Origin of the sequence: Streptomyces sp. NPDC001848, from assembly GCF_042891915.1 — a bacterium.
In the GTDB taxonomy this organism is placed as follows: domain Bacteria; phylum Actinomycetota; class Actinomycetes; order Streptomycetales; family Streptomycetaceae; genus Streptomyces.
Window position 1 is genome coordinate 78,863 of sequence record NZ_JBIATP010000015.1, and the last position, 25,104, is coordinate 103,966.

Annotated in this window: 23 protein-coding genes; 13 read left to right on the forward strand and 10 right to left on the reverse strand. The window is 70.4% G+C overall.

Going from position 1 to position 25,104, the window contains the following annotated elements; translation table 11 throughout:
• The first annotated feature begins 5 nt into the window (after positions 1-5).
• From frc to ACFYZJ_RS28560, 4 genes are all read left to right on the forward strand, one after another.
• Positions 6-1,238, forward strand: a complete 1,233-nt coding sequence (gene frc, locus ACFYZJ_RS28545) for a formyl-CoA transferase (RefSeq protein WP_388572603.1) — start codon at positions 6-8, stop codon at positions 1,236-1,238.
• A gap of 4 nt (positions 1,239-1,242) precedes the next feature.
• The gene (locus tag ACFYZJ_RS28550; protein ID WP_388572855.1) at positions 1,243-3,387 is read left to right on the forward strand and encodes an acetate--CoA ligase family protein; all 2,145 of its coding nucleotides are present in this window, start codon (positions 1,243-1,245) and stop codon (positions 3,385-3,387) included.
• A 118-nt stretch (positions 3,388-3,505) separates the two neighbouring features.
• Entirely contained in the window at positions 3,506-3,802 is a 297-nt protein-coding gene (locus ACFYZJ_RS28555; protein WP_388572605.1) for a hypothetical protein, read from the forward strand.
• Position 3,803: 1 nt separating this feature from the next.
• Positions 3,804-5,210 carry an OFA family MFS transporter gene (locus ACFYZJ_RS28560; protein WP_388572606.1) on the forward strand — a complete coding sequence of 469 codons (1,407 nt, stop codon included), beginning with the start codon at positions 3,804-3,806 and terminating at the stop codon, positions 5,208-5,210.
• A 136-nt stretch (positions 5,211-5,346) separates the two neighbouring features.
• On the opposite strand, the gene ACFYZJ_RS28565 is transcribed toward ACFYZJ_RS28560, so the two are convergent.
• The 5 genes from ACFYZJ_RS28565 to ACFYZJ_RS28585 all read right to left on the reverse strand — a co-directional run bounded on the left by ACFYZJ_RS28565 (position 5,347) and on the right by ACFYZJ_RS28585 (position 10,015).
• Positions 5,347-6,528: an ROK family protein gene (locus tag ACFYZJ_RS28565; protein WP_388572608.1), complete on the reverse strand. Its 1,182-nt coding sequence runs from the start codon at positions 6,526-6,528 to the stop codon at positions 5,347-5,349.
• A gap of 164 nt (positions 6,529-6,692) precedes the next feature.
• The gene (locus ACFYZJ_RS28570; protein ID WP_388572610.1) at positions 6,693-7,370 is read right to left on the reverse strand and encodes a GntR family transcriptional regulator; all 678 of its coding nucleotides are present in this window, start codon (positions 7,368-7,370) and stop codon (positions 6,693-6,695) included.
• 113 nt (positions 7,371-7,483) lie between these two features.
• A complete protein-coding gene (locus tag ACFYZJ_RS28575) occupies positions 7,484-8,431 on the reverse strand; it encodes a beta-ketoacyl-ACP synthase III (protein WP_388572612.1) in 948 nt (315 codons plus the stop codon).
• Between the two features lie 155 nt (positions 8,432-8,586).
• Positions 8,587-8,715 (reverse strand): hypothetical protein, encoded by a 129-nt coding sequence (locus tag ACFYZJ_RS28580; protein ID WP_388572614.1) that lies wholly within the window; start codon positions 8,713-8,715, stop codon positions 8,587-8,589.
• On the reverse strand, positions 8,690-10,015 hold the full coding sequence (locus tag ACFYZJ_RS28585) for an OFA family MFS transporter (RefSeq protein WP_388572616.1): 1,326 nt from the start codon (positions 10,013-10,015) through the stop codon (positions 8,690-8,692). Before ACFYZJ_RS28585 ends, ACFYZJ_RS28580 begins: the two co-directional genes overlap by 26 nt.
• 256 nt (positions 10,016-10,271) lie before the next feature.
• On the opposite strand from ACFYZJ_RS28585, the gene ACFYZJ_RS28590 reads away from it, so the two are divergent.
• From ACFYZJ_RS28590 to fdhD, 5 genes are read left to right on the forward strand one after another with little or no spacing between them, the layout of a single operon-like run.
• Positions 10,272-11,243 carry a 2-dehydropantoate 2-reductase gene (locus tag ACFYZJ_RS28590; RefSeq protein WP_388572618.1) on the forward strand — a complete coding sequence of 324 codons (972 nt, stop codon included), beginning with the start codon at positions 10,272-10,274 and terminating at the stop codon, positions 11,241-11,243.
• Positions 11,240-13,159 carry a molybdopterin oxidoreductase family protein gene (locus ACFYZJ_RS28595; RefSeq protein WP_388572620.1) on the forward strand — a complete coding sequence of 640 codons (1,920 nt, stop codon included), beginning with the start codon at positions 11,240-11,242 and terminating at the stop codon, positions 13,157-13,159. The genes ACFYZJ_RS28590 and ACFYZJ_RS28595 overlap by 4 nt, the downstream gene beginning before the upstream one ends.
• Positions 13,160-13,164: 5 nt before the next feature.
• The gene (locus tag ACFYZJ_RS28600; RefSeq protein ID WP_388572857.1) at positions 13,165-14,988 is read left to right on the forward strand and encodes an NADH-ubiquinone oxidoreductase-F iron-sulfur binding region domain-containing protein; all 1,824 of its coding nucleotides are present in this window, start codon (positions 13,165-13,167) and stop codon (positions 14,986-14,988) included.
• Positions 14,985-15,845, forward strand: coding sequence for a 2Fe-2S iron-sulfur cluster-binding protein (locus tag ACFYZJ_RS28605; RefSeq protein WP_388572622.1), 861 nt, complete (start codon positions 14,985-14,987; stop codon positions 15,843-15,845). Before ACFYZJ_RS28600 ends, ACFYZJ_RS28605 begins: the two co-directional genes overlap by 4 nt.
• A gap of 7 nt (positions 15,846-15,852) precedes the next feature.
• Complete coding sequence (gene fdhD, locus ACFYZJ_RS28610; protein ID WP_388572624.1) at positions 15,853-16,701, forward strand: formate dehydrogenase accessory sulfurtransferase FdhD; 849 nt, start codon at positions 15,853-15,855, stop codon at positions 16,699-16,701.
• 118 nt (positions 16,702-16,819) lie between these two features.
• Here fdhD and ACFYZJ_RS28615 read toward each other — a convergent pair whose 3' ends face one another.
• Complete coding sequence (locus ACFYZJ_RS28615; protein WP_388572626.1) at positions 16,820-17,092, reverse strand: LysR substrate-binding domain-containing protein; 273 nt, start codon at positions 17,090-17,092, stop codon at positions 16,820-16,822.
• 19 nt (positions 17,093-17,111) lie between these two features.
• On the opposite strand from ACFYZJ_RS28615, the gene ACFYZJ_RS28620 reads away from it, so the two are divergent.
• Positions 17,112-17,567, forward strand: coding sequence for an SDR family oxidoreductase (locus ACFYZJ_RS28620; protein WP_388572628.1), 456 nt, complete (start codon positions 17,112-17,114; stop codon positions 17,565-17,567).
• Between the two features lie 4 nt (positions 17,568-17,571).
• Here ACFYZJ_RS28620 and ACFYZJ_RS28625 read toward each other — a convergent pair whose 3' ends face one another.
• Together ACFYZJ_RS28625 and ACFYZJ_RS28630 are read right to left on the reverse strand one after the other, a co-directional pair.
• Complete coding sequence (locus tag ACFYZJ_RS28625) at positions 17,572-18,099, reverse strand: isochorismatase family protein (RefSeq protein ID WP_388572630.1); 528 nt, start codon at positions 18,097-18,099, stop codon at positions 17,572-17,574.
• 19 nt (positions 18,100-18,118) lie between these two features.
• Entirely contained in the window at positions 18,119-18,556 is a 438-nt protein-coding gene (locus ACFYZJ_RS28630; RefSeq protein WP_388572632.1) for a MarR family winged helix-turn-helix transcriptional regulator, read from the reverse strand.
• A gap of 83 nt (positions 18,557-18,639) precedes the next feature.
• On the opposite strand from ACFYZJ_RS28630, the gene ACFYZJ_RS28635 reads away from it, so the two are divergent.
• Entirely contained in the window at positions 18,640-19,557 is a 918-nt protein-coding gene (locus tag ACFYZJ_RS28635; protein WP_388572634.1) for a zinc-binding alcohol dehydrogenase family protein, read from the forward strand.
• A 46-nt stretch (positions 19,558-19,603) separates the two neighbouring features.
• Here ACFYZJ_RS28635 and ACFYZJ_RS28640 read toward each other — a convergent pair whose 3' ends face one another.
• Positions 19,604-20,617: a bile acid:sodium symporter family protein gene (locus tag ACFYZJ_RS28640; protein ID WP_388572636.1), complete on the reverse strand. Its 1,014-nt coding sequence runs from the start codon at positions 20,615-20,617 to the stop codon at positions 19,604-19,606.
• 185 nt (positions 20,618-20,802) lie between these two features.
• On the opposite strand from ACFYZJ_RS28640, the gene ACFYZJ_RS28645 reads away from it, so the two are divergent.
• Positions 20,803-21,672 (forward strand): LysR substrate-binding domain-containing protein, encoded by an 870-nt coding sequence (locus ACFYZJ_RS28645; RefSeq protein WP_388572638.1) that lies wholly within the window; start codon positions 20,803-20,805, stop codon positions 21,670-21,672.
• A 229-nt stretch (positions 21,673-21,901) separates the two neighbouring features.
• Complete coding sequence (locus ACFYZJ_RS28650) at positions 21,902-22,897, forward strand: aldo/keto reductase (RefSeq protein ID WP_388572640.1); 996 nt, start codon at positions 21,902-21,904, stop codon at positions 22,895-22,897.
• 23 nt (positions 22,898-22,920) lie between these two features.
• Here ACFYZJ_RS28650 and ACFYZJ_RS28655 read toward each other — a convergent pair whose 3' ends face one another.
• Positions 22,921-25,080 (reverse strand): condensation domain-containing protein, encoded by a 2,160-nt coding sequence (locus tag ACFYZJ_RS28655; protein WP_388572642.1) that lies wholly within the window; start codon positions 25,078-25,080, stop codon positions 22,921-22,923.
• Between the last annotated feature and the right edge of the window lie 24 nt (positions 25,081-25,104).

Consider the following 25,104-nt stretch of genomic DNA (forward strand, 5'->3'; position numbering starts at 1 on the left):
GCCAGGTGACCACCAAGGCACTTGACGGCATCCGCGTCCTGGACATGACGCACGTCCAGTCCGGTCCCTCCGCGACCCAGTTGCTCGCCTGGCTGGGAGCCGACGTCATCAAGCTGGAGGCGCCGACCGGTGACATCACGCGGAAGCAGCTGCGTGACCTACCGGACGTCGACTCCCTGTACTTCACGATGCTCAACTGCAACAAGCGGAGCATCACCCTCAACACCAAGACCGAACGCGGCAAGGAGATCCTCACCGAACTGATCCGGCGCTCGGACGTCATGGTCGAGAACTTCGGACCGGGCGCGGTCGACCGGATGGGCTTCAGCTGGGACCGCATCAAGGAGATCAATCCACGGATCGTCCATGCCTCCATCAAGGGGTTCGGCGAGGGCCCGTACACCAACTTCAAGGCGTACGAGGTCGTCGCGCAGGCCATGGGCGGGTCGATGGCGACCACCGGCTTCGAGGACGGGCCGCCGCTCGCGACCGGCGCCCAGATCGGGGACTCGGGCACGGGTGTGCACGCCGTGGCGGGGATTCTCGCGGCGCTGTTCCAGCGGGAGAAAACCGGGCGTGGGCAGCGGGTCAACGTGGCCATGCAGCACGCTGTACTCAACCTGTGCCGGGTGAAGCTGCGCGACCAGCAACGCCTGGCACACGGGCCGCTCGCTGAATATCCCAACGAGGACTTCGGCGACGAGGTTCCCCGTTCGGGGAACGCCTCCGGCGGCGGACAGCCCGGCTGGGCGGTCAAGTGCGCGCCGGGCGGCCCGAACGACTACGTGTACGTCATCGTGCAGCCCGTCGGCTGGAAGCCGATCAGCGAGCTCATCGGGCGGCCCGAACTCGCGGACGACCCCGAGTGGGCGACTCCGGAGGCACGGCTGCCGAAGCTGAACAAGATGTTCCAGCTGATCGAGGAGTGGTCCTCGACGCTGCCCAAGTGGGAGGTGCTGGAGCGGCTCAACGCCCACAACATCCCCTGCGGGCCGATCCTTTCGACCAAGGAGATCATCGAGGACGAGTCACTGGCCGCCAACGAGATGGTGGTGCGCGTACCGCACCCGCAGCGCGGCGAGTTCGTGACCGTCGGCAGCCCGTTGAAGCTGTCCGACTCCCCCGTCGAGGTGCGCACTTCACCGCTGCTCGGCGAACACAACGAAGAGGTTTACATCGGCGAGCTGGGCCTCGGGGACGAGGAGCTGCGCCTGCTGAAGTCGGACGGAGTGATCTGACGTGATGGCCGAAGACCGGGTGCTGAGGGTGCGGTCGCTCCTCGACTCCGTTCGGGCTCAGGGCCGGACCGCGCTCACCGCGCCCGAGGGCAAGGTGATCGCCGACGCCTACGGGATCGCCGTACCGGGCGAGGAGCTGGCGAGGGACGTCGACGAGGCGGTGGCGTGCGCGGCGCGCTTCGGCGGGCCCGTCGTGATGAAGATCGTCTCACCGGACATCCTGCACAAGACCGACGCCGGCGGCGTGGTCGTCGGCGTGGAGGGCGCGGCGGACGTCCGGGCCGCGTTCCACAGGATCGTCGGGAACGCGCGCGCGTACGCCCCGGACGCCCGTATCGAGGGTGTACAGGTGCAGGAACTGCTTCCCCAGGGGCAGGAGGTGATCGTCGGGGCGGTCACCGATCCCACGTTCGGGAAGGTCGTCGCCTTCGGGCTCGGTGGGGTGCTCGTCGAGGTCCTCAAGGACGTCACGTTCCGGCTCGCGCCCGTGGACGCCGACGAGGCGCTGTCCATGCTGGACTCGATCCGCTCGGCGGAGATCCTGCGCGGGGTGCGCGGTCGGGCGGGTGTGGACCGGTGGGCCGTCGCCGAGCAGATCCGCCGGGTGTCGCAACTCGTCACGGACTTCCCGGAGATCGCGGAGGTGGACCTCAACCCGGTGATCGCCACCCCGGACGGCGCGGTCGCGGCGGACATCCGCGTGATCCTCTCGGACGCGCCCCCGAAGGAGCGCAGGCGCTACACCCGCGAGGAGATTCTCACCTCCATGCGCCGGTTGATGCAGCCGTCTTCCGTCGCCGTGATCGGTGCCTCCAACGAGCACGGCAAGATCGGCAATTCGGTGATGCGCAACCTCATCGACGGCGGCTTCTCCGGAGAGATCCACCCGGTGAACCCCAAGGCCGATGACGTTCTGGGCCGCAAGGCGTACAAGAGTGTCACGGACGTTCCCGGTGAGGTGGATGTGGCCGTCTTCGCCATCCCCGCCAAGTTCGTGGCCGCGGCCCTGGAGGAGGTGGGACGCAAGAGGATCCCCAACGCCGTCCTGATCCCCTCCGGGTTCGCGGAGACCGGCGAGCACGCCCTCCAGGCCGAGATCGTGGCGATCGCCGAGCGGTACGGCATCCGGCTGCTCGGACCGAACATCTACGGCTACTACTCGACGTGGCAGGACCTGTGCGCCACGTTCTGCACACCGTACGACGTCAAGGGCGGGGTGGCGCTGACCTCGCAGTCCGGTGGCATCGGGATGGCCATCCTGGGCTTCGCCCGCACCACGAAGACCGGCGTGTCGGCGATCGTGGGCCTCGGCAACAAGTCGGACCTCGACGAGGACGACCTGCTGACGTGGTTCGGTGAGGACCCGCACACCGAGTGCATCGCGATGCACCTGGAGGACCTCAAGGACGGGCGCGCCTTCGTGGAGGCGGCGCGGGCGACCGTCCCGAGGAAGCCGGTCGTGGTCCTGAAGGCGGGGCGTACCGCGGCGGGCGCCAGGGCCGCCGGCTCGCACACCGGTGCTCTTGCGGGCGACGACGCCGTGTACGACGACATCCTGCGGCAGGCCGGTGTGATCAGGGCTCCCGGGCTGAACGACATGCTGGAGTACGCGCGCGCGTTGCCGGTGCTGCCCACCCCCAAGGGGGACAACGTCGTCATCATCACCGGGGCCGGCGGCAGTGGCGTGCTGCTGTCCGACGCGGTCACCGACAACGGGCTGTCCCTCATGGAGATCCCGCCCGACCTGGACGCGGCCTTCAGGAAGTTCATCCCGCCCTTCGGGGCCGCGGGCAACCCGGTCGACATCACGGGGGGCGAGCCACCGTCGACGTACGAGGCGACGATCCGGCTCGGCCTCGAGGACCCGCGGATCCACGCACTCGTGCTGGGCTACTGGCACACCATCGTGACCCCACCCCTGGTGTTCGCCGAGCTCACCGCGCGCGTGGTGGCCGAATTCCGGGACCGCGGCATCGAGAAGCCGGTGGTGGCGTCGCTCGCCGGTGACGTCGAGGTCGAGGAGGCCGGCCAGTACCTGTTCGAGCGCGGGGTCGTGGCATACCCGTACACGACCGAGAAGCCGGTGGCCGTGCTCGGCGCGAAGTATCGGTGGGCGCGCGCGGCCGGGATGTTGGGGGGCGGTTCATGAGGTGAGTGAACGACGGGGCGGGCGACGGTGCGCGTCGGCCGCCCCGGGACCCGTGCGCGCACGAAAGGCATGGGACAGGGGGCGCTGGCCAGAACTTTCGACGCAAGAGGTGCACGACATGACATCCATCGATCACTCGACGTCCGTCACCTGCAGGGATGTGGCGGACACCAACGGCCGCGCGTACCGGATCGGCGAGTCGGACGCCGGCCTTCCGGAGCGGCAGGACTCTCGAACGACCCGGCGGTTCTTCGGGATCGCCCTCAAGGTGCCCTTCCGCGCACACCGCTGCGGGCGCCGCGACACACCGGTCACCGCCACCGCGATACCGGCCCGCTTCCTGAAGGCACCGGGCAGGCGCAGTGTCCGGCGCATCGTCCCCAACCCGCACCCGCTCGGCGAGGAGATGGCGTGACATGACGGCAGACCCCATGGCGACCGACAACTCGTCGGCCGGATCCGGCATCGCGAACCGTCCCTACCGGGAGGTGACGGACGCGCACGGCCGCGTCTACCGCATCGGCGAGACGGACCGCGACATACTCGGTCATTCACGCAAGCTCATGGTGTACCTCCCGTGGATCTCCATGATGGCCATCAGCGTCTCCGAGTACGCGTACGGCTCGGCGGAGGACACCCTTTCCACGGCCCACGGCTGGACGCAGAGCAACACCTTCTGGATCCTCAGCGTCTGGGTCCTCTTCCAGGCGGGCATCGCCTTCCCGGCCGGGTGGTTGCGCGAACGGGGCATCCTCACCGCCCGCAGGGCCATGTTCACCGGCGCGGCGCTGTGCCTGCTCGGCTTCCTGGCGCTGTCCCATCTGGACAACGTGCCGGCGGCCGTCCTCGGCTTCGGTGTCGTGGGCGGTGTCGGCTCCGGGCTGATCTACGCCACCTGCATCAACATGGTCGGCAAGTGGTTCCCGGAGCGGCGCGGCGCGAAGACCGGTTTCGTCAACGGCGGCTTCGCCTACGGCTCGCTGCCGTTCATCTTCATCTTCAACTACGCCTTCGACACCGGTAACTACGACGAGGTGCTCGACCTCATCGGCGTCTACGTGCTGGTCGTGGTCGCCTGCTGCGCCTGGTTCTTCCGGGACCCGCCGAAGAACTGGTGGCCGGCCGACGTCGACCCGCTGTCGTACTGCGGGAACGCCAAGAGCGCGGCGAGCCTCGCCAAGAACCCTCCGGCGGTGCGCCAGTACACGCCCAAGGAGGCCATCGGGACGGGCATGCTGCCGCTGATGTGGCTGACCGTCGTGATGACCGCCGGCGTCTCCATCTTCGGGATCTCCTTCCAGGTCGACTTCGCCAAGGAGATCGGCTTCGGACCGCTGGTCGCGGCCTCCTCGATGGGCGTCATGGCCGTCATCAACGGCGTCGGCCGCGCGGTGGTGGGCTGGCTGTCCGACGTGTGGGGCCGCAAGACGTCGCTCGTGTTCGTCATCGTGGTCCTCGGGCTCGCCCAGTTCGGCGTCATCTGGGCCGGTGACATGAAGAACGAGTGGCTGTTCCTGTTCTTCGCCTTCCTCTCCGGTTTCGGCGGCGGCGCCTTCTACCCCATGTTCGCCGCCCTGACGCCGGACTACTTCGGCGAGAACTACAACGCCACCAACTACGGGCTCGTCTACAGCGGCAAGCTGGTCAGCGGTCTGTTCGGCGGCGGCCTGGGCTCCATGGTGGTGGGTGCCTGGGGCTACAACGGCGCCTACGCGCTGGCGGGCGGCGTCTCCATGGTCGCGGCGGCACTGGCGCTGCTGCTGCGGCAGCCCGGTCGCAGCGGCAAGGGTGCACCGGAGCCGGGGTCGCAGACGGCGGGCTGACGGCACCGCTGATGTGAGGGGGCCCTCCCCGCTCGGCGGGAAGGGCCTCCCGACTGTGCGCCCGCGCTGGGCAGGCGGTCTACGGGCACGGCAGAGCAGGGCGCTGTGCTGATGAAGTTCGGTACCGCGGGTGTCTTTACGCGGGTGAGAACAGGTGGTCGCTGATGAGGCGGGCCGCGCCGATCACGCCGGCGTTCTGGCCCAACTCGCCGAGGACGATGGGCAGGTTTCCGGTCGCGAGCGGTAGCGACTGGCGGTAGACCTGGGTGCGGATGGCGGCGAGCAGGGTGTGGCCGAGGCCGGTCACCCCGCCGCCGATCACCACCAGGCCGGGGTTGAAGAAGCTGACCAGGCCGGCGATGACCTGGCCGGTGCGGGTGCCGCCCTCCCGGATGAGGTCGAGGGAGGTGGCGTCGCCCGCGGCGGCAGCGGCGGCGACGTCGGCGGCGGTGAGGGTGCCGTTGGTCTCCAGGCGGGTGGCGAGTTCGGCCGAGAGTCCCTGGTGGGCGGCCTCCAGCGCGTCGCGGGCCAGTGCCGCGCCACTGAAGTGGGCCTCCAGGCAGCCCCGGTTGCCGCAGGCGCACGGGCGTCCGTCGGGCACGGCCTGGATGTGCCCGATGTCGCCGGCGCTGCCCGTCGTGCCGCGGTGGACCTCGCCGCCGACGACGATGCCGCAGCCGATTCCCGTGCCGATCTTGACGCAGAGGAAGTCGCCCACGGTGCGGGCGACGCCCGCGTGCTGCTCCCCCATCGCCATCAGGTTCACGTCGTTGTCGACCATGACCGGGCAGCCGAGTTCCTGGCTGAGGGCCTCCCGCACCGGGAAGCCGTCCCAGCCGGGCATGATCGGGGGCGCCACGGGGACACCCTCGGGGAAGCGGACCGGTCCGGGGACGCCGATGCCGGCCCCGTCGAAGCCCTCCGCGAGGCCGGAGCTCTTCAACTTGCCCGCCATCGCCAGGACTTGCTCGAACACCGCGACGGGGCCCTCGCGCACGTCCATGGGCTGGTTGAGATGGCCGAGCACGTCCAGCTCGGCGTTGGTGACGGCGACGTCGACCGAGGTCGCGCCGATGTCGACGCCCAGGAAGCGGAGGTTCGGAGCGAGGCGGATGTTGTGCGAGCGGCGGCCGCCCCGGGAGGCGGCGAGACCATCGGTGACGACCAGTCCCGTCTCCAGGAGCCGGTCGACCTCCACGGCCAGCTTGGACCGGGACAGGTCGACCTGGTCACCCAGCTGCGCCCGGGAGTGCGGACCGCCGTCGCGCAGCAGCTTGAGCAGGCGGGCCTGGTGCGCGTTCGCCGGTCGTGCCGTCATCCGTCTCACGCCCTCCTCCCCGCCTCAATTCGGCCACCAGTTGCCGGGCTTTCGAGGGGCACGTAGCAGTGGTTGCCGAGGCTGGGAAGAAGTTTCGGCAAGTGTTGACCCCCCACTTTCTCCATTCACAGGACAAAGATGGAGTCGGCCGGGCCGGCCAGTGCTCAGGACGCCGACCGGGCGTGGTACGACCGCCGTGTGTGCTCGGTGTGTTCGCGCATGAGGTGGGTGGCGCGCTGTTCGTCACGGGCCGCGATCGCCGCGATCAGCTCCCGGTGTTCGATCCACGACTGACGGCCGCGCTGCCGGGCGACCGGCGTGTAGTACCAGCGCACCCGGCGATCGACCTGCCCGGCCAGCTCGGCGAGCACCGCGTTGCCCGCCAGCTCCATCACCTTCGCGTGGAAGCGGGCGTTGAGCGCGACCGCCCCGTCCACGTCGTCGTTCGCCACCGCGCGCTCACCCTCGGCGCACAGCTCCTCCAGAACCGCGACACCGGCGCCGTCCGCGTTCGCGGCGGCGAGCCGGGCGGCCTCCGCCTCCAGCAGCGTACGGACCGTGAGGAGCTGGTCGGCCTCCTCCTCCGTGGGCTCGTGCACGAACGCCCCCTGGGCGGGCCGCAGATCGACCCAGCCCTCGGTGTTCAGCCGCTGCAGCGCCTCGCGCACCGGCTGCCGGGAGACGCCGAGGTGCCCGGCGAGCTCGCTCTCGACCAGGTGCTGGCCCGGCTGCAGGGCGCGCGTGGTGATGAGTTCGAGCAACGCCTCGTAGACACGGTCCCGCAACGGGCCGGGCCGCTCCAGCCTGGGCACCGCTCCCTGCGGCAGTCCTGTCGACAACATCGCGGTCCCCCTCCAGGGCAGCTGCGGCGCGGTAGCCGGAAAGCCAGTATGAATTGTCTTTCGTCTACAGTCTACGGCGCACCAGGGCCGGGGCGGCGGGGAGTTGGCATCGCTCAGGGACAGCGAACCACCTGTCCCGCGTAGGAGAGGTTCCCGCCGAACCCGAACAGCAGCACGGGTTCGCCGCTCGAGATCTCCCCGCACTCCACGAGCTTCGACAGGGCCAGCGGGATGCTCGCCGCCGACGTGTTCCCCGACTCGGTGACATCGCGCGCGACGACCGCGTTCACGGCGCCCAGCTTCTCCGCGAGCGGTTCGATGATGCGCAGGTTGGCCTGGTGGAGCACGACCGCGGCGAGCTCCTCGGGGGCGATCCCGGCCCGCTCGCACACCCGGCGCGCGATGGGCGGCAGCCGGGTCGTCGCCCACCGGTACACGCTCTGCCCCTCCTGCGCGAACCGCGCGGGTGTGCCCTCGATCCGGACCGCGCGCCCCATCTCGGGCACCGATCCCCACAGCACGGGCCCGATGCCGGGCTCGTCACCGGCGGGGCACGCCTCGACGACGGCGGCGCCCGCGCCGTCCCCGACCAGCACGCAGGTCGTACGGTCCGTCCAGTCCGTGACGTCGGACATCTTCTCGGCGCCGATGACAAGTGCCCTGCCCGCCGCGCCCGCGCGCACGGCGTGGTCGGCGGTGGCGAGCGCGTGGGTGAAGCCGGCGCAGACGACGTTGACGTCCATCGCGGCGGGCTGCGGCATGCCGAGCCGGGCCGCGACGCGGGCCGCCGTGTTCGGGGAGCGGTCGGTGGCGGTGCAGGTGGCGACGAGGACGAGGTCGATGTCACCGGGCGCCAGGCCGGCCGCCGCGAGCGCCTTGGCGGCGGCGTGCGCGGCCAGCTCGTCGACGGGCTCGTCGACCCCGGCGATGTGGCGCGTGCGGATGCCCACCCGGGTCCTGATCCACTCGTCGCTGGTGTCGACCATGCCCGCCAGGTCCTCGTTGGTGAGCACCTTGGCGGGCTGGTAGTGGCCGACGGCGGTGATGCGTGAGCCGTTCATGGGTGGTTCCCCTCGTTGCCGTGGGTGTCGGGATCCACCAGTCTGATCAGTGACTCACGGGTAGGACGGCAGGTGAAACGACAGGAATGGGGCGCCCGGCTTGTCGGCTTCCCGCAGTTCTTCGGACGCCCGAACATGTCCCGGACCGGGCACTGTCACCCGGTGAAGAGCTGCTTGGCCTTCAGGACGAGCTCGTACAGGCCGTAGCCCAGCGGCGCCCCCACCCACAGCCAGGCGAGAACGATCAGGGGACGCCGCTCAGGCGGGCTGCTCTCGGCGGCCATCGGCGGCCTCCTTCGGTACGGGGACGTGGTGACGGGAGTGGACGGGCCGGACCAGCTCGTTGGCGACGAACCCGATGGCGAGCAGCCCGATCATGATCATGAAGGACACGCCGTAGAGGGACGACCCGTGCTTCCCGGCTTCCTTCTGGTGGTCGGCGATCCAGTTGACGATCAGCGGTCCGAGGACTCCGGCGGTCGACCAGGCGGTGAGCAGCCGACCGTGGATCGCGCCGACCTGGTACGCGCCGAACAGGTCCTTCAGATAGGCGGGAACGGTGGCGAAGCCGCCGCCGTAGAAGGAGAGGATCACCAGCGCGCAGAGGATGAACAAAGGCTTGGAGGAGTCGCCGAACAACGCGATGAGCAGGTACATGAGCGCGCCGACGCCCAGGTAGACGCGGTAGACGTTCTTGCGCCCGATCAGGTCGGAGGCCGACGACCACCCGATCCGGCCCGCCATGTTGGCCGCCGACAGCAGGGCGACGAAGCCGGCCGCGGCGGAGGCCGACACGGGGGTGGAGGTGTCCGCGAAGAAGTCGGTGATCATCGGGGCGGCCTTCTCGAGGATGCCGATACCGGCGGTCACGTTCATGCAGAGCACGATCCACAGGCACCAGAACTGCGGGGTGCGCACGGCGCTCCGGGCGGAGACCTGCACTCCTTCCAGGGCGCTCGGCCCGTCGTCCACCGGCTTCTCGCTGCGCGGCACCCGCACCAGCAGCACCCCGAGCGACATGAAGACGGCGTACGACAGCCCGTGCACGAGGAAGGCGAGCGCGATCCCGGAATGGTCGGAGCCGAAGGATTGGAGCATCTGGGCCGACCACGGCGAGGCGATGAGCGCGCCGCCGCCGAAGCCCATGATGGCGATGCCGGTGGCCGTGCCGGGCCGGTCCGGGAACCACTTGATCAGGGTGGAGACGGGTGAGATGTAGCCGATGCCGAGGCCGATGCCGCCGACGAACCCGTAGCCGAGGACGATCAGCCAGTACTGCCGGGTCTGCGCGCCCAGCGCGGAGATCAGGAAGCCGGTCGAGAAGCACACCAGGGCGACGGTCATGGCCCAGCGCGGGCCGTTGCGCTCGACGAGCGTGCCGCCGAATGCGGCCGACAGCCCGAGCATCACGATGGCGAGCTGGAAGGGCAGCGCGCTCTGGGTGCCGCTCAGGTGGAGCGCGGATTCGAGCGGCGGCTTGAACACGCTCCAGGCGTAGGCCTGGCCGATGGACAGGTGGACGGAGAGAGCGGCCGGCGGCACCAGCCAGCGACTCCACCCCGGGGGTGCGACGGGAGGGCTCATGATCCCGAACAGTACGAAGGGGAACGGGAGTTGAGAACCCCGCACGTCGACCGTATGCGGTGAGCGGTATCCGGTGTGCGCCGAACGGTCGTGCCGACCGGTTTTCGGTGCTGCACGAACCCTTGCCACCCCAACTTCCATACTGTAGACAATATTTCGTCGACACCTGGTGTCATCGTCTCTCTTCGGCAGTTCCTGCCACCTCCGCAGTTCCTGCCACCTCCGCGGTACTCCCTCGACCGAACGGAGTGTTCCTGTGAAAGTCGCAGTCCTCGGCGCCGGTGCGATCGGCGCCTACGTCGGCGCCGCGCTGCACCGTGCGGGCGCCGATGTGCACCTCATCGCCCGTGGACCGCATCTGGCGGCCATGAGGCGGCACGGAGTGCGGGTGCGCAGTCCGCGCGGCGACTTCACCGCGCACGCCCACGCCACCGACGACCCGGCCGAGGTCGGCCCGGTCGACTATGTGTTCCTGGGCCTGAAGGCCCACTCGTACGCGGCGTGCGGGCCGCTGATCGAGCCGCTTCTGCACGACACCACGGCCGTCGTCGCGGCCCAGAACGGAATCCCCTGGTGGTACTTCCACCGCCACGGCGGCCCCTACGACGCCCGCCGCCTCGAGAGCGTGGACCCCGACGGCGCGGTCAGTGCGGTGCTCGCGCCGGAGCGGGCCCTCGGTTGTGTGGTCTACGCGGCGACCGAGCTCGAAGGGCCGGGCGTCGTACGGCACTTGGAGGGCACCCGGTTCTCTGTCGGCGAGCCCGACCGCAGCATCTCCACGCGCTGCACGGCGTTCAGCGAGGCCATGAAGGCCGGCGGCCTGAAGTGCCCCGTCGAACCGGACCTGCGCGGCGACATCTGGGTCAAGTTGCTCGGCAACATCTCCTTCAACCCGATCAGCGCGCTGGCCCGCGCCACCATGCGGCAGATGTGCCTGCACGGTGGCACCCGCAGGGTCATCGAGACCATGATGCGCGAGACGCTGGCGGTCGCCGAGGCCCTCGGCTGCACGGTCGGCGTGTCCATCGAACGGCGCCTCGCGGGCGCCGAGCGGGTCGGCGACCACCGCACCTCCACGCTCCAGGACCTGGAGCGCGGCAGACCGCTCGAACTCGACGTACTCCTCGCCGCCGTCGTGGAGCTGGCGGAGATCACCGGGGTCGAGGTGCCCACCCTGCGGACCGTGCACGCCATCTCGGACCTGCTCGCGCTGAGGAGCGCCGCATGAGGAAACGCGAACCGAAGACGTACACCCGGCTCACCCACCCGCTCGTCCGCGACTCCCGCGACGAGCCCTTCCGCCGGGCGACGTGGGAGGAGGCACTGGAGCGCACCGCGCGGGGCCTCGGGCGCAACCGCGGCGCGTTCGGCATGTTCTCCTGCGCCCGCGCGACCAACGAGATGAACTACGTGGCGCAGAAGTTCGCCCGGGTGGTGATGGGCACCAACAACGTCGACTCCTGCAACCGCACCTGCCACGCCCCGAGCGTCGCGGGCCTGTCGGCGGCGTTCGGCTCGGGCGGCGGGACGTCGTCGTACGAGGAGGTCGAGCACACCGACGTCATCGTGATGTGGGGGTCCAACGCCCGCTTCGCGCACCCGATCTTCTTCCAGCACGTCCTGAAGGGCATCAGGAACGGCGCCCGGATGTATGCCGTCGACCCGCGCCGCACGTCCACCGCCGAGTGGGCGGAGAGCTGGCTCGGCATCGACGTCGGCACGGACATCCCGATGGCGCACGCGATCGGGCGCGAGATCATCCACGCGGGCCTGGTCAACGAGGCGTTCGTCGAGCGGGCCACCACCGGCTTCGAGGAGTACAGGGCGCTGGTCGAGCCGTGGACGCCGTCGCTCGCCGAGAAGGTGACGGGCGTACCGGCCCGCGCCATCCGCGAGCTGGCCCACGCCTACGCCCGTGCCGAGCGCGCCCAGCTGTGCTGGACCCTCGGCATCACCGAGCACCACAACGGCACCGACAACGTCCGCGCCCTGATCAACCTGGCCCTGCTCACCGGCCACGTGGGCCGCTACGGCTCCGGGCTGCAACCCCTGCGCGGCCAGAACAACGTGCAGGGCGGCGGCGACATGGGGGCGATCCCGAACCGTCTGCCCGGCTTCCAGGACATCCTCGACCCCGAGGCACGCCACCGGTTCGAGTCCGCCTGGCACACCGTCATCCAGCCGCACCACGGGCTCAATCTGACGGAGATGTTCGAGGCGATGGAGGAGGGCACGCTACGGGCGGTGTACTGCATCGGGGAGAACCCGGCGCAGTCGGAGGCCGACAGCGAGCAGGCCGTACGGCGGCTGAAGCAACTGGACTTCCTCGTCGTGCAGGACATCTTCCTGACGAGGACGGCAGAGCTGGCGGACGTGGTGCTGCCCGCGACGGCCGGCTGGGCGGAGACCGAGGGCACGACGACCAACAGCGAGCGGCGGGTGCAGCGGGTACGGCGTGCGGTCACCCCGCCCGGTGAGGCGCGCGAGGACATCGACATCCTCTGCGACCTGGCGGCACGCCTCGGCCACGAGTGGAAGTACGCCGACGCGGAGGCCGTGTGGAACGAGCTGCGCTCGGTGTCGCCGGACCACTACGGGATGACGTACACCCGCCTGGAGGAGCACCAGGGCATCCAGTGGCCGTGCCCGAGCACGGACCGGCTGGAACCGACCTACCTGCACGGCCGGTTGTGGCGGACCGACCCGAAAAGACGAGGCAGGCCCGCGCCGTTCGGGATCGTCCGGCACGACCCGCCGGTCGACCTCACCGACGAGGAGTACCCGATCCGGCTGACCACCGGGCGGCGGCTCGACTCGTACAACACCGGTGTGCAGAGCGGCGCTTACGCCTCCCCGCTGCGGCGCGGCGAGTACGTCGAGCTGTGCCCGGAGGACGCCGAGCGCTATGGGGTCGTCGTCGGCGAGGAGGTGCGGGTGACCTCGCGGCGCGGGTCCGTGGTGGCACCGGTGTGGATCGACACCGGTCTCAGGCCCGGGCTCGCCTTCATGACGATGCACTTCCCCGACGAGGTGGACACCAACCGGCTGACGATCGAGGCGAACTGCCCGATCGCGGGCACGGCGGAGTTCAAGGCGTCGGCGATCCGGATCGAGAAGCTGCCCGTCGCGACCATCGTGAGGTGACGCAAGTGGACCTGCACTTCGGTGACAGCAAGCCGACGGACGAGGAACGGGCGGCCGTCGACGCCCTGTTGGGCCCGCCGGAGTCCTCGTGGGAGGGGGCCGACCGTACGGGTGCCGACCTGAGGTGGGCCCGCGGCGGGCGCGCGGCCCGGGACCGCCGCGACCTGCTGTTGCCGGGGCTGCACGCGCTCAACGACCGGGTCGGCTGGATCAGCGAGGGCGGCCTGGACTACCTGTGCCGGCGGCTGACCGTGCCGCCGGCCGAGGCGTACGGGGTGGTCACCTTCTATTCGATGTTCTCGGTCAGGCCGCGCCCGGCGACCGTTGTGCACGTCTGCACGGACCTCGCGTGCACGGCCGCCGGGGCGCCCGGTCTGTGCGATGGCATCGAGTCCCGGCTCGGACCCGGCAGCGGTGTCTCGGTCGAGCGCAGCCCGTGCCTGGGCCTGTGCGAACGCGCCCCTGCGGCGCTCGCGATCAGGGCCGGCGACCCGGTGCGTACGGCGGTGTCGGCGCCGACGACGGTGGAGGGGGCCGTCCTGGCCGCCGGCGCGCCCGACTCGGCACCGCAGGAGCCGGCGGCGGCGACGGCGGTGCCCCAGGTCGGAGACCCGTCGTTGCTGCTGCTGCGCCGGGTCGGCGTCGTCGATCCGTCCTCCCTGGACGACTACCGCGCCCACGGCGGATTCCAGGCCCTGCGCCGGGCGTTCGAGCTCGGTCCCGCCGGGGTGATCCGCGAGGTCACCGACTCGGGTCTGCTCGGGCGTGGTGGCGCCGCCTTCCCCACCGGCCGCAAGTGGCAGGCCACCGCGTCCCAGCCCGACCACCCGCACCACCTGGTCTGCAACGCCGACGAATCCGAGCCGGGCACCTTCAAGGACCGGGTGCTCATGGAGGGCGACCCGTACGCGCTCGTCGAGGCGATGACGATCGCGGGGTACGCGATCGGGGCCCACCGGGGCCATCTGTATCTGCGCGGCGAGTACCCGCGGGCGCTGCGCCGCCTGGAGCACGCGCTCGCGCAGGCACGCGCGCGGGGCCTGCTCGGCGACGACGTCCTCGGACAGGGATACGCCTTCGACATCGAGATCAGGCGGGGCGCGGGCGCCTACATCTGCGGGGAGGAGACGGCCCTGTTCAACTCGATCGAGGGGTACCGGGGCGAGCCGCGCTCGAAGCCGCCGTTCCCCGTGGAGAAGGGCCTGTTCGGCGGACCGACCGTGGAGAACAACGTCGAGACCCTGGTGAACGTGCTGCCGATCCTCACGATGGGCGCGTCCGCCTACGCGGCGATCGGCACGGAGCAGTCCACCGGGCCGAAACTGTTCTGTGTGTCGGGCAGCGTGGAACGGCCGGGCGTCTACGAGCTTCCGTTCGGCGCGACGCTCGGCGAACTGCTGGCGCTCGCGGGGGCCCGGGAGCGGTTGCGCGCGGTGCTGCTCGGCGGCGCTGCGGGCGGTTTCGTGCGCCCCGACGAGCTGGACATCCCGCTCACCTTCGAAGGCACACGGCAGGCGGGCACGACGCTCGGTTCGGGCGTCGTCATGGTCTTCGACGACACCGTGCCGCTCCCCCGGCTGCTGCTGCGCATCGCGCAGTTCTTCCGCGAGGAGTCGTGCGGGCAGTGCGTGCCGTGCCGGGTCGGGACCGTGCGCCAGCAGGAGGCGTTGCAGCGGATCGTGGAGCGCACGGGCGTCGACGCCGCCGACGACATCGCCCTGCTCCGGGAGATCGGCCGCGCGATGCGGGACGCCTCGATCTGCGGTCTGGGGCAGACCGCGTGGAACGCCGTGGAATCCGCCATCGACCGTCTGGGGGCGTACGCATGACCGCGATACCGCTGGGGGTGCCGCGCAGGCTCGTCGAGTTCACTCTCGACGGGCAGGAGGCCAGGGTGTCCGAGGGGTCGACGATCCTGGATGCGTGCCGGGCCGCCGGGAAGGACGTCCCGACCCTCTGCCAGGGCGACACGCTCACCCCGAAGAACGCCTGCCGTGTCTGCGTGGTCGAGGTGGAGGGCGCCCGGACCCTCGTCCCGGCCTGCTCGCGGAAGGCCGAGCCGGGCATGGAGGTGCGCACCGACACCGAGCGCATCCGGCACAGCCGGAGGGTCGTGCTCGAACTGCTCGCGTCCTCGGTGGACCTGTCGACGACGCCGAAGGCCGCCGAGTGGATCAAGGAGTACGACGCGAAGCCGGATCGCTTCGGCCCGGACGCGGCCCGCGTCGAGGAGCAGCCGAGGATCGACAACGACCTGTATGTACGCGACTACGGCAAATGCATCCTCTGCTACAAGTGCGTCGACGCCTGCGGCGAGCAGTGGCAGAACACCTTCGCGATCTCCGTCTCCGGGCGCGGCTTCGACGCCCGGATCGCCGTGGAGCACGACGCACCACTGACCGACTCGGCGTGCGTGTACTGCGGCAACTGCATCGAGGTGTGCCCGACGGGGGCGCTGTCGTTCAGGTCGGAGTTCGACATGCGCGCGGCGGGTACGTGGGACGAGTCGGCGCAGACGCGGACGACGACCGTGTGCGCGTACTGCGGTGTGGGCTGCAACCTCACCCTGCACGTGCAGGACAATGAGATCGTGAAGGTCACCTCACCGCACGACAACCCGGTGACCCACGGCAACCTCTGCATCAAGGGCCGTTTCGGCTACCAGCACGTACAGAACCGGGGCTGATCAGGACATGGGACGAGTCACGGAACGACGCAAGGTGATCCGCATCCGGGACGGGGCGGTCTCCACCCGCCCGGACACGCTGGTGGCCGAGGAGCCGCTGGAGATCCGGCTCAACGGCAAGCCGCTGGCGATCACCATGCGTACGCCTGGTGACGACTTCGCGCTGGCGGCGGGCTTCCTGGTGAGTGAGGGTGTGCTGGGCGCCGCCGACGACCTGCAGAACATCGTGTACTGCGCGGGCGCGACGGTGGACGGTTCGAACACGTACAACGTGGTCGACGTGAAGACCGCGCCCGGTGTCGTGATCCCGGACATCACGCTGGAGCGCAACGTCTACACCACCTCCTCCTGCGGCCTGTGCGGCAAGGCCAGCCTGGACGCGGTCCGTACGACGGCGCGCTGGCCGATCGCGGACAAGCCCCCGGTGCGGGTGGAGCCGGAACTGCTGGCGAGCCTCCCGGACCGGCTGCGCGCGGCCCAGCGGGTCTTCGACCGGACCGGGGGCCTGCACGCGGCGGCCCTGTTCGCCGAGGACGGCGAGCTGCTCGACGTCCGGGAGGACGTGGGCCGGCACAACGCGGTGGACAAACTGGTCGGCCGCGCCCTGCAGAACGGGGACCTGCCGCTGTCCCGCGCGATCCTGCTGGTGTCGGGCCGGGCCTCCTTCGAGCTGGCGCAGAAGGCCGTGATGGCGGGCATCCCGGTCCTCGCGGCGGTCTCGGCGCCCTCCTCGCTGGCCGTGGACCTGGCCGCGGAGGCCGGGCTGACCCTGGTGGGCTTTCTGCGGGGCAGTTCCATGAACGTGTACGCGGGCGAGGACCGCATCGCCCTGCGGGCCGCGGCCACCCAGGGCTGACCGCCTCCCCGCGACACGGCGGCGGGGGCACCGGCCGGCGGGGAGCGCCCCCTGCGCCGCCGGGGCCCCGCCGTGCTCCTCGGCTCGCTCGCCTACGGGCGCTTTCGGCCGGTGCGGCTCACCGGCCGCCGACCTCCCGCGCCACCTGCGCGATCGCCGGGATCAGCGGGGAGCGGCGGCCGGCCTCCCAGGCCGGCAGCACCTCGTCGCGCGCCGCGTCGGGGACGGGCACGTGGGTGATGTGCGGGCGCGAGTAGTGCCGGGCGACGGACTCCGGGACGAGGGTGATGCCGGCCCCGCCCGCCACGCACTCGAACTTCTCCTCCATGGTGCGGATCGGCAGGTCGTCGGGGCGGGGGTCGCCGTAGCTATTCGACCACCTGGTCCACACGGCCGGTGAGTCGCTGCTGATGGAGGGCTTCCTGGGGTCGGACGTGGCGAGGGCCAGGCGGTTCCTGGACACCCGGCTGTGGGGCGCGTACACGGCGGTCAAGCATGGTGCGCCCGCGATCCGGAAGGGCGGTTCCGTGGTGCTGACCACGGGGAGCGCGGGGCGCCGGCCGCTGCCGGGCACGACCGTCGCGGCGAGCCCGTGCGGGGCGGTGGAGTCGCTCACCCGGGCCCTGGCCCTGGAGCTCGCCCCGATCCTGGTCAACGTGGTCTCCCCGGGCCTGGTGCACACCGAGTTGTGGCGGGACATGCCCGAGGAGGGCCGGCGAGGTCTGTTCGAGTCCGGTGCCGCCTCGCTGCCCGTCGGGCGGGTGGGTACGCCGGAGGACGTGGCGGAGGCGTACTTGTATCTGATGCGCGGCGGCTCCAGCACGGGCTCGGTGGTGGTCGTGGACGGCGGCGGGGTGCTGGTCTGAGGAGTCAGCCGGCGGTGAGGCGCACCTCGGAGGCGGCCACGACCGATCCGAGGCGCGGGAAGTCCAGCCCGACCGACGCCTCGTGCTCGGCGGCGGTGAAGGCGGCCATGGCGTCCTCGACGAAGACGAGGTCGTAGCCGAGGTCGGCGGCCGCACGGGCGGTGGACTCCACGCCGAGGTTGGTGGCGATGCCGCCGAACACCAGGGTGGTGATGCCGCGTTCGCGCAGCCGCTCGTCCAGGCCCGTGCCGTGGAAGCCGCCGATCGTCCGCTTCACCACTTCCAGGTCACCGTCCCGGAGCAGCCCGCCCACCAGGCCGCTGCCGGGCGGCTGTTCGGCGACACCGGGACGCTCGACACGGATGAGGACGACGGGAGCGCCGGCCGAGCGGAAGGCGTGCGCCAGGCCCTCGGCCGCGGCGAGGACGTCCGTGCCCTTGCGTGGCTCCAGGGGCAGGGCGACGATGCGGTCCATCAGGTCGACGAGTACGAGGGCGGTGCGCGCGGGATCGAGTGCGTCAGCTGCGGTCATGACGGAACGTTAGCCGCCGTCAGCCGTCCGTACCGGAAATACGGATCAACAGATCCATGAACTGGTCGCGTTCGGCCGCGGAGAGCGGGGCGAGCAGCGTGTCGTTCGCCTCGCGGGCCGCCTTCTCACAGCGCTTCAGCAGCCGGCCACCCTCCTCGGTGAGCGACACCGCGTTCTTGCGGCGGTCCTTGGGATCGGGCTCGCGGACGACGAGACCGGCCGCCTGCAGGTCGTTGAGGACGCCGACCAGGTCCTTCGGATCGAGTGCGACGCCGCGGCCGAGGTCGGCCTGGGCGACGGGGGCGAGATCGCGGACGGCGGAGAGCACCACGTGGTGCCACATCCTCATGCCCTCGGTGGCGAGGGCTTCGGCCACCAGGGCGCGACCGCGGGCGGCGGCACGGCCGAGGAGCCAGCTCGGCAGGGAGCGGATCGCGGGGAGGGGGGCTTCGGCCATGGCCGAAGCCTAGCGGAAAAGTCGTTGGGAGTCCCTACGAGTTTGCGATACCGTTGGTGTTCCCAATGACCTCTGGAGGTGCGATGCGTCGCGTCCGGTACGAGTCCACCGGCGGCCCCCTGTTCCTGGAGGAGGTACCCGTCCCCGAGGCGGGCCCCGGTGAACTCCTCGTGCGCTGCGAGGCCGTCGGGGTGACCCTCCCCGTCGTGCGCAAGGTCACCGAGGCCGCCGAGCCGGTCCCGCTCGGCGGCGAGACAGCCGGTGAGGTGGTCGCGACCGGCGCCGGCGTCACCCGCTTCAGGACGGGCGACCGGGTGACGGGACTGTGCTTCGGGCACGGTTACGCCGACTTCGCCGTCCTGCACGAGGCCATGGCCTCTCCGGTCCCCCGCAAGGCGAGCGCCGTCGACGCCGTCGCGCTGGTCCGCAGTGGGCTGGTCGCGCTCGGCGCGCTTCAGGCGGCACGCCCCGAGCCGGGCGAGTCGGCGCTGGTCACGGCGGCGGCGAGCGGGGTCGGCCACCTCGCGGTGCAGCTGGCCCGGGTGCACGGGGCGTCACGCGTCGTCGGGGCCGTGTCCGGCGCCGGCAAGGCGGAGTTCGTGCGCGCGCTCGGCGCCGACGAGGTGGTCGCCTACGACGCCCCGGGATGGGGCGAGCCCGTCGACTACGCCCTCGACGCGGTGGGCGGCGACCTGCTCGGCCCGGCCGTCGCCGCGCTCGCCCCGGGCGGCAGGCTCGTCGCGTACAGCTCGGGCGGCGGGACCATTCAGGCGTACGACCTGCTCGTGGGCGCCAAGTCCGTGATCGGCTTCCAGATGGCGCGGATCGCCCGCGGCAAGCCGGAGCTGTACGAGCGGTGGCGACAGGAGCTGTGGCGGCTGTTCACCGAGGGCGCGCTGAAGCCCGTCGTGCACGCCGAGCTCCCGCTGGAGGAGGCGGCGAAGGCCCATGCGGTCATCGCGTCGCGGAGCAACCTCGGCAAGGTGGTGCTGCGCCCCTGAACCGCCGGAGTGGCGCCGACCGGTGGTGTCCGGCCGTGGGCGAACCTCAGCCGGAACGCGTCGCCGTACCGACCGCGGTTCGTGACGCCGCGGCCGGCTCCGGGCTGACCGCCGGGCCGTCCACGTCGTGGGAGCGGCGCTTGGCGATCACCGCGCACACCATGAGCTGCATCTGGTGGAAGAGCATCAGCGGGAGCACGGCGAGGGAGGCCTGTGCGCCGAACAGGACGCTCGCCATGGGCAGCCCGGAGGCGAGCGACTTCTTCGACCCGGCGAACTGGATCGCGATCCGGTCCTCCCGGCCGAAGCCGAGGGCACGGCCGCCGTACCAGGTCAGCACCAGCATCACGGCGAGCAGCGCGGCCTCGACGACGAGGAGCCCGCCGAGCCGGAGCGGACTCACCTGGTGCCAGATGCCGCGCACCATGCCCTCGCTGAACGCGGTGTAGACGACGAGCAGGATGGAGCCGCGGTCGACGAGCCCGAGCGCCTTCTTGTGCCGGGTGACGAACCCCCCGATCCAGCGTCGCAGCACTTGTCCCGCGAGGAACGGCACCAGCAACTGCAGCACGATCTTGACGAGCGAGTCCGCGGAGAACCCGCCGCCGCTGTTGCCCAGCAGGGCCGCCGCGAGCACTGGGGTGACGACGACGCCGACGAGCGAGGAGAAGGAGCCCGCGCAGATCGCGGCGGCCACGTTGCCGCGGGCGATCGAGGTGAACGCGATCGACGACTGGATGGTGGAGGGGACGAGGGTGAGGAAGAGCAGGCCGGTGTAGAGGTTGTGCGTCAGGAAGACCGGCACCAGGCCGCGCGCCGCCAGACCCAGCAGTGGAAAGACCACGAAGGTGCAGGCCAGCACGGTGACATGGAGCCGCCAGTGCCGGAGCCCTTCCACCGCCTCACGGGTCGAGAGCCGGGCCCCGTACAGGAAGAAGAGGAAGGCGATCGCGGCCGTGGCGGCACCGGAGGTGACGCTCGCGGCCGTGCCCCGCGCCGGGACGAGGGCGGCGAGCCCCACGGTCCCCAGCAACAGGAGGATGTACGGATCGACGGGCATCCGACGCGGCCATCGCAGGCGTTTCACAGTGCTCCACTACTTCGCTGTACGTCCGGTGCAGGTACACGATCGTGTCCGGTGCGGGGCACGGTCGTGCCCTCTCCATGCTCCTCCATCGCTCGGTGATCGGGAATCCCACATACCGCTCTTACTGTGATCGCGTTCCGCGATAAGCTGGGTTAGCCATGTACGACCCCTCCCACCTGCGCACGTTCCTCGCCGTGGCCCAGACGCTGAGCTTCACTCAGGCGGCCCGGCGGCTCGGGCTGCGCCAGTCCACGGTGAGCCAGCACGTGCGGCGGCTGGAGGACGCGACCGGGCGACCGCTCTTCCTGCGGGACACGCACTCCGTGGAGCTGACCGAGGACGGCGAGGCGATGCTCGGCTTCGCACGGCGCATCCTGGAGGTGCACGGGCAGGCGACGGCATTCTTCACCGGGACCCGGCCACGCGGCCGGCTGCGGTTCGGTGCCTCCGAGGACTTCGTGCTCACCCGGCTGCCGGAGATCCTCGAGGGCTTCCGGTACGAGCATCCGGAGGTGGATCTGGAGCTGACGGTCGAGCTGTCGGGCACGCTGCACGAACGGCTGGCGGCGGGCCGGCTCGACCTGGTGCTGGCCAAGCGGCGCCCCGAGGATCCGCGCGGCGAGCTGGTCCGGCACGACAAGCTGGTGTGGATCGGCACGGAACGGCTGCGCCTGGACCCCGACCGCCCCGTTCCGCTGATCGTCTACCCGCCGCCGGGCATCACCCGCGCCCGCGCCCTCGAGGCGCTGGAGAGACAGGGTCGGCCCTGGCGCATCACCTGTACGAGCGGCAGCCTCAACGGCCTGATCGCGGCGGCCCGCGCCGGCCTCGGCGTGATGGCCCACTCCCGGGGCCTCATCCCTCCGGGCCTCGCCCGGATCCCCGAGCGTGCGGGCCTGCCGGACCTGGGCGAGGTCGACTTCGTCCTGGTCCACGGGGAGCGCAGAGGCCCCGCCCACACGGCGGCCCAGGCCCTGGCGTCCACGATCCTGGCGGGCGGCGACCGGCTGCACCGGCGGGGCGCATAGCCGGCGAGAATCCGCCGGGCCGACTCCGGGTTGCGCCGACCGGCAGTCCTCCCGGCGGACTTGCGGCGCGGCGTCCACACGACTCCACTTCGTGGCTTCCCGCACGTGTGCACTTGAGCTGGGTGAGCGTTCTCGGCCAGCGTCGGCTGAACACTTGCGAGGAAGTCTGCGCCCTTGTCAACATCAAGTGTTTGTCGTTCCGGCACTGATCCAATCAAGGAGGAACCACTTGAAGTACGTCAAGCTGGGCTCGACCGGTATGGACGTGTCGCGGATTTGCCTGGGTGCCCTGAGTTTCGGCGCACCCGGCCAGGGCGTCCACCGCTGGACCCTGGACCTCGACCAAGCACGGCCGTTAGTGCTGCACGCCCTGGAGTCCGGCGTGAACTTCCTGGACACCGCCAACGTCTACTCGGCCGGGAGCAGCGAGCAGATCGTCGGGCAAATACTGCGCGAATACGGCCACCGCGACGAGATCGTGCTGGCGACCAAGGTCAACGGGCGAACGCGCCCCGGACCCAACGGCGTGGGACTGTCCCGCAAGGCGATCATGGCCGAGATCGACAACAGCCTGCGCAGGCTGGGCACCGACTACGTCGACCTTTACCAGATCCACCGATGGGACCCGGCAACGCCGATCGAGGTCACCATGGAGGCGCTGCACGACGTGGTGAAGGCGGGCAAGGCGCTGCACATCGGCGCGTCTTCGATGTGGGCCTGGCAGTTCGCCAAAGCCCAGTACGTCGCCGAGCGAAACGGCTGGACCCGTTTCAGCACCATGCAAAACCACTACAACCTCATCTACCGCGAAGAAGAGCGGGAAATGCTGCCCCTGTGCGACGACCAAGGCGTCGCCGTCATCCCTTGGAGCCCCCTGGCCAGGGGACGACTCACCAGGAAATGGGACAGCGTCAGTGCCCGCAGCGAAACCGACGAGTTCGGCAAAATGCTGTACTGCGACACCGATCGCGAGATCGTCGACCGGCTCGGACAACTAGCCGCCAAACGTGAGCTGCCGATGGCACAGCTCGCGCTGGCGTGGCTGCTCTCCAAGCCGACGATCGCCTCCCCCATCGTCGGCTTCACCAAGATGCGCCATCTCGAAGACGCCATCGCCGCGCTGGACGTGGAACTCGACGACGAAGAGATCAACTACCTCGAAGAGCCGTACCAGCCACACAACGTCGTCGGACACCCCATCACCGAGTTGCCTGGCCAGCACTGAGGCGCTCCCCTCACGGCGTCGGCTCAGCCACGACGCATGACCGGCTCGTTCAGGGCCTTCGGGAACCGGGCCAGCAAGGCGGCAAGCTCGTCGGCCAGTTCCCGGGCATGTTCGGCGCCGAGCTGATCTCCGCGATAGGCCATCAGACCGATCAACTGGCCGTCCTGCTGCACCATGGTCACCGTCAGGCCGAACTTGGCGTTGTTGCTGCGCAGCGAGTCGTCCACCACCGGCGTCAGCCGCGTCCCACCCAGCACAGCGGCGTGGCTGTCCAGCAGGTTCATGTTCAGCGTGACGTTCACATAGGGGGTGTGCCCGAACCGCCGGACCGGATTCAGCCGGGTGATCACGTCGTCGAACTGGACGGCCTGGTGTTCCAGCGCACCCAGCGCCTCGCCGCGCATCCGCAGCAGTGCGTCCAGCAGTGTGCTGTCCGCGGTCACCCGAGAGCGCAGCACCGCGGTGTTCAGACACGGGCCGAGCAGTTCGGCGAATCGGGGCTGATTCCGGTTCGCCGTCGGAGATCCGAAAGTGACATCGTCGAGGCCGGTCCACCGGTGCAGGGTCACCGCCAGCGCGGTGGCCGCCACCATGAACCAACTGACGCCGTGCTCGGACTGCACCGCGCGCAGTGAATCCAGTAGTCCCACGGGCAACGGGATCTGGAACGCCCCGTTCGGCTCCGGCTGCCGCGGCGCGGGCAGCGGCGTATCCGCGCACGCTCCCTCCAATGTGGACGCCCAGTACTCCAGATCGGTGCTCCAGGAATCGCTCTCCCGCTGCCGCCGTTGGTAATCGGCGAATTCCCGGTACTGCACGACCGGTTGCGACCTGCCCGAAGCTGTGTAATGACGGTCCAGCTCCGCGAGCAGGACGGGGATCGACTCCCCGTCGATCACCAGGTGGTGCAGGCAGAACAGCAGCACCTGCCGGCCATCACCAAGATCACCGAGGGCGACCCGTAGCAGCTGTCCGGACTCGAGGTCGAACGGCACGCGCAGGGCGGCCTCCAGCCAGTCCATCATGCCGTTGGGGGCGTTCCGCAGGTCGAGCAGTTCCAACGGCGGCACCCACGGTTCCCGCAGCCGCACGGACAACCCGTCTTCGTCATCGACGAACCGGGTACGCAGTATCTCGTGCTCGGCCACCAGTCGACCCAGCGCCACGCGCAGCCGGCCGGGGTCCAACCGGCCCTCCACCCGCCAGGCGAGCGGCACATGATTGCGTACGCTCGGATCGATCAGCTCGGCCAGCCAGATGCGCCGCTGGAAAGCGGTCATCGCCAAGGGAATATCCGGGGATACGGCATCCGGGAGCGGTGCCGTAGGCGCCGTCAGCCCCAGCACATGCTCGGTGAATTCACCCAACCGGGAGTGCTCGAACAGCGTCCGGATCGGGATCCGCACCCCGAACCGCTCCCCTGCCGCACTCACCAGGGCACCGGCCATGACGGAATGCCCACCCAGGGTGAAGAACGAGTCATCCGGCTTGATCCCATCCTTCTTCAACACCTGTTCCCACACGGCGGCCATCCGGCGCAGCTGCTTTGTCTCCACGGCGCTCGCTCGCCGAGCCTCGGCCCGCCCGGGCTCGGCCGGCGCGCTCACCGCGTCCAACCGCCTCCAGCGCGCTCGATGCGCATCGCCTGCCGGCGTATCCGCCAATTCCCTCGGCCGGCGGGCGAACTCGGTCAAAGGGCCATTGTGGTCGGCGGTCTGGAGGCGCTCTCCCGCATAAGCCTTGCGCAGCGCGTCGGCCAACACCGGCACGCTCGCCTCATCGAACACAATGTGATGCGCGGTCAGCAGCAGAACGGTGTAGCCCGGCCCGTGCAGAACGTGCACCCGCGCCAGAGGCCCGGCCGTTAGGTCGAAGGGTCGCTGCCAGGCCTGCCGCACCGCCTCATCCCGCCCCAGCGAGATGTTCCGCTCGGCCACCGGAATTCGCGGCGCGTCGGCCCAGGTGAGTATCGGCCCGTCCGCGGTGTGCTGAATCCGGCCCCGCAGGTGGGGATAAGCCACGCCCAGCGCGTGAACCGCCGCGCGCAATCGGGGCATATCCAGCGTTCCGTGTACCTCTAACGGGGTGGGCATAATGTGGACAGGCGCTTCGGGCTCGTTTTTCCAGGCGATCCACATCGCCTCCTGACCAACGGACAGCGGAATACTCGACACGGAGTCCATGAGCGTGGTGTCTCCTCATCTCGC

What these genes read in the sequence shown, in the direction of transcription:
- ACFYZJ_RS28595 (WP_388572620.1), top strand. Translation starts at nt 11,240, where the DNA reads ATGAGGAAACGCGAACCGAAGACGTACACCCGGCTCACCCACCCGCTC.
- ACFYZJ_RS28630 (WP_388572632.1), bottom strand. Translation starts at nt 18,556, where the DNA reads ATGGCCGAAGCCCCCCTCCCCGCGATCCGCTCCCTGCCGAGCTGGCTC.
- ACFYZJ_RS28620 (WP_388572628.1), top strand. Translation starts at nt 17,112, where the DNA reads ATGGAGGGCTTCCTGGGGTCGGACGTGGCGAGGGCCAGGCGGTTCCTG.
- ACFYZJ_RS28575 (WP_388572612.1), bottom strand. Translation starts at nt 8,431, where the DNA reads ATGAACGGCTCACGCATCACCGCCGTCGGCCACTACCAGCCCGCCAAG.
- ACFYZJ_RS28605 (WP_388572622.1), top strand. Translation starts at nt 14,985, where the DNA reads ATGACCGCGATACCGCTGGGGGTGCCGCGCAGGCTCGTCGAGTTCACT.
- ACFYZJ_RS28580 (WP_388572614.1), bottom strand. Translation starts at nt 8,715, where the DNA reads ATGGCCGCCGAGAGCAGCCCGCCTGAGCGGCGTCCCCTGATCGTTCTC.
- ACFYZJ_RS28560 (WP_388572606.1), top strand. Translation starts at nt 3,804, where the DNA reads ATGACGGCAGACCCCATGGCGACCGACAACTCGTCGGCCGGATCCGGC.
- fdhD (WP_388572624.1), top strand. Translation starts at nt 15,853, where the DNA reads ATGGGACGAGTCACGGAACGACGCAAGGTGATCCGCATCCGGGACGGG.
- ACFYZJ_RS28635 (WP_388572634.1), top strand. Translation starts at nt 18,640, where the DNA reads ATGCGTCGCGTCCGGTACGAGTCCACCGGCGGCCCCCTGTTCCTGGAG.
- ACFYZJ_RS28625 (WP_388572630.1), bottom strand. Translation starts at nt 18,099, where the DNA reads ATGACCGCAGCTGACGCACTCGATCCCGCGCGCACCGCCCTCGTACTC.
- ACFYZJ_RS28645 (WP_388572638.1), top strand. Translation starts at nt 20,803, where the DNA reads ATGTACGACCCCTCCCACCTGCGCACGTTCCTCGCCGTGGCCCAGACG.
- ACFYZJ_RS28550 (WP_388572855.1), top strand. Translation starts at nt 1,243, where the DNA reads ATGGCCGAAGACCGGGTGCTGAGGGTGCGGTCGCTCCTCGACTCCGTT.
- ACFYZJ_RS28570 (WP_388572610.1), bottom strand. Translation starts at nt 7,370, where the DNA reads ATGTTGTCGACAGGACTGCCGCAGGGAGCGGTGCCCAGGCTGGAGCGG.
- ACFYZJ_RS28555 (WP_388572605.1), top strand. Translation starts at nt 3,506, where the DNA reads ATGACATCCATCGATCACTCGACGTCCGTCACCTGCAGGGATGTGGCG.
- ACFYZJ_RS28655 (WP_388572642.1), bottom strand. Translation starts at nt 25,080, where the DNA reads ATGGACTCCGTGTCGAGTATTCCGCTGTCCGTTGGTCAGGAGGCGATG.
- ACFYZJ_RS28585 (WP_388572616.1), bottom strand. Translation starts at nt 10,015, where the DNA reads ATGAGCCCTCCCGTCGCACCCCCGGGGTGGAGTCGCTGGCTGGTGCCG.
- ACFYZJ_RS28640 (WP_388572636.1), bottom strand. Translation starts at nt 20,617, where the DNA reads ATGCCCGTCGATCCGTACATCCTCCTGTTGCTGGGGACCGTGGGGCTC.
- ACFYZJ_RS28565 (WP_388572608.1), bottom strand. Translation starts at nt 6,528, where the DNA reads ATGACGGCACGACCGGCGAACGCGCACCAGGCCCGCCTGCTCAAGCTG.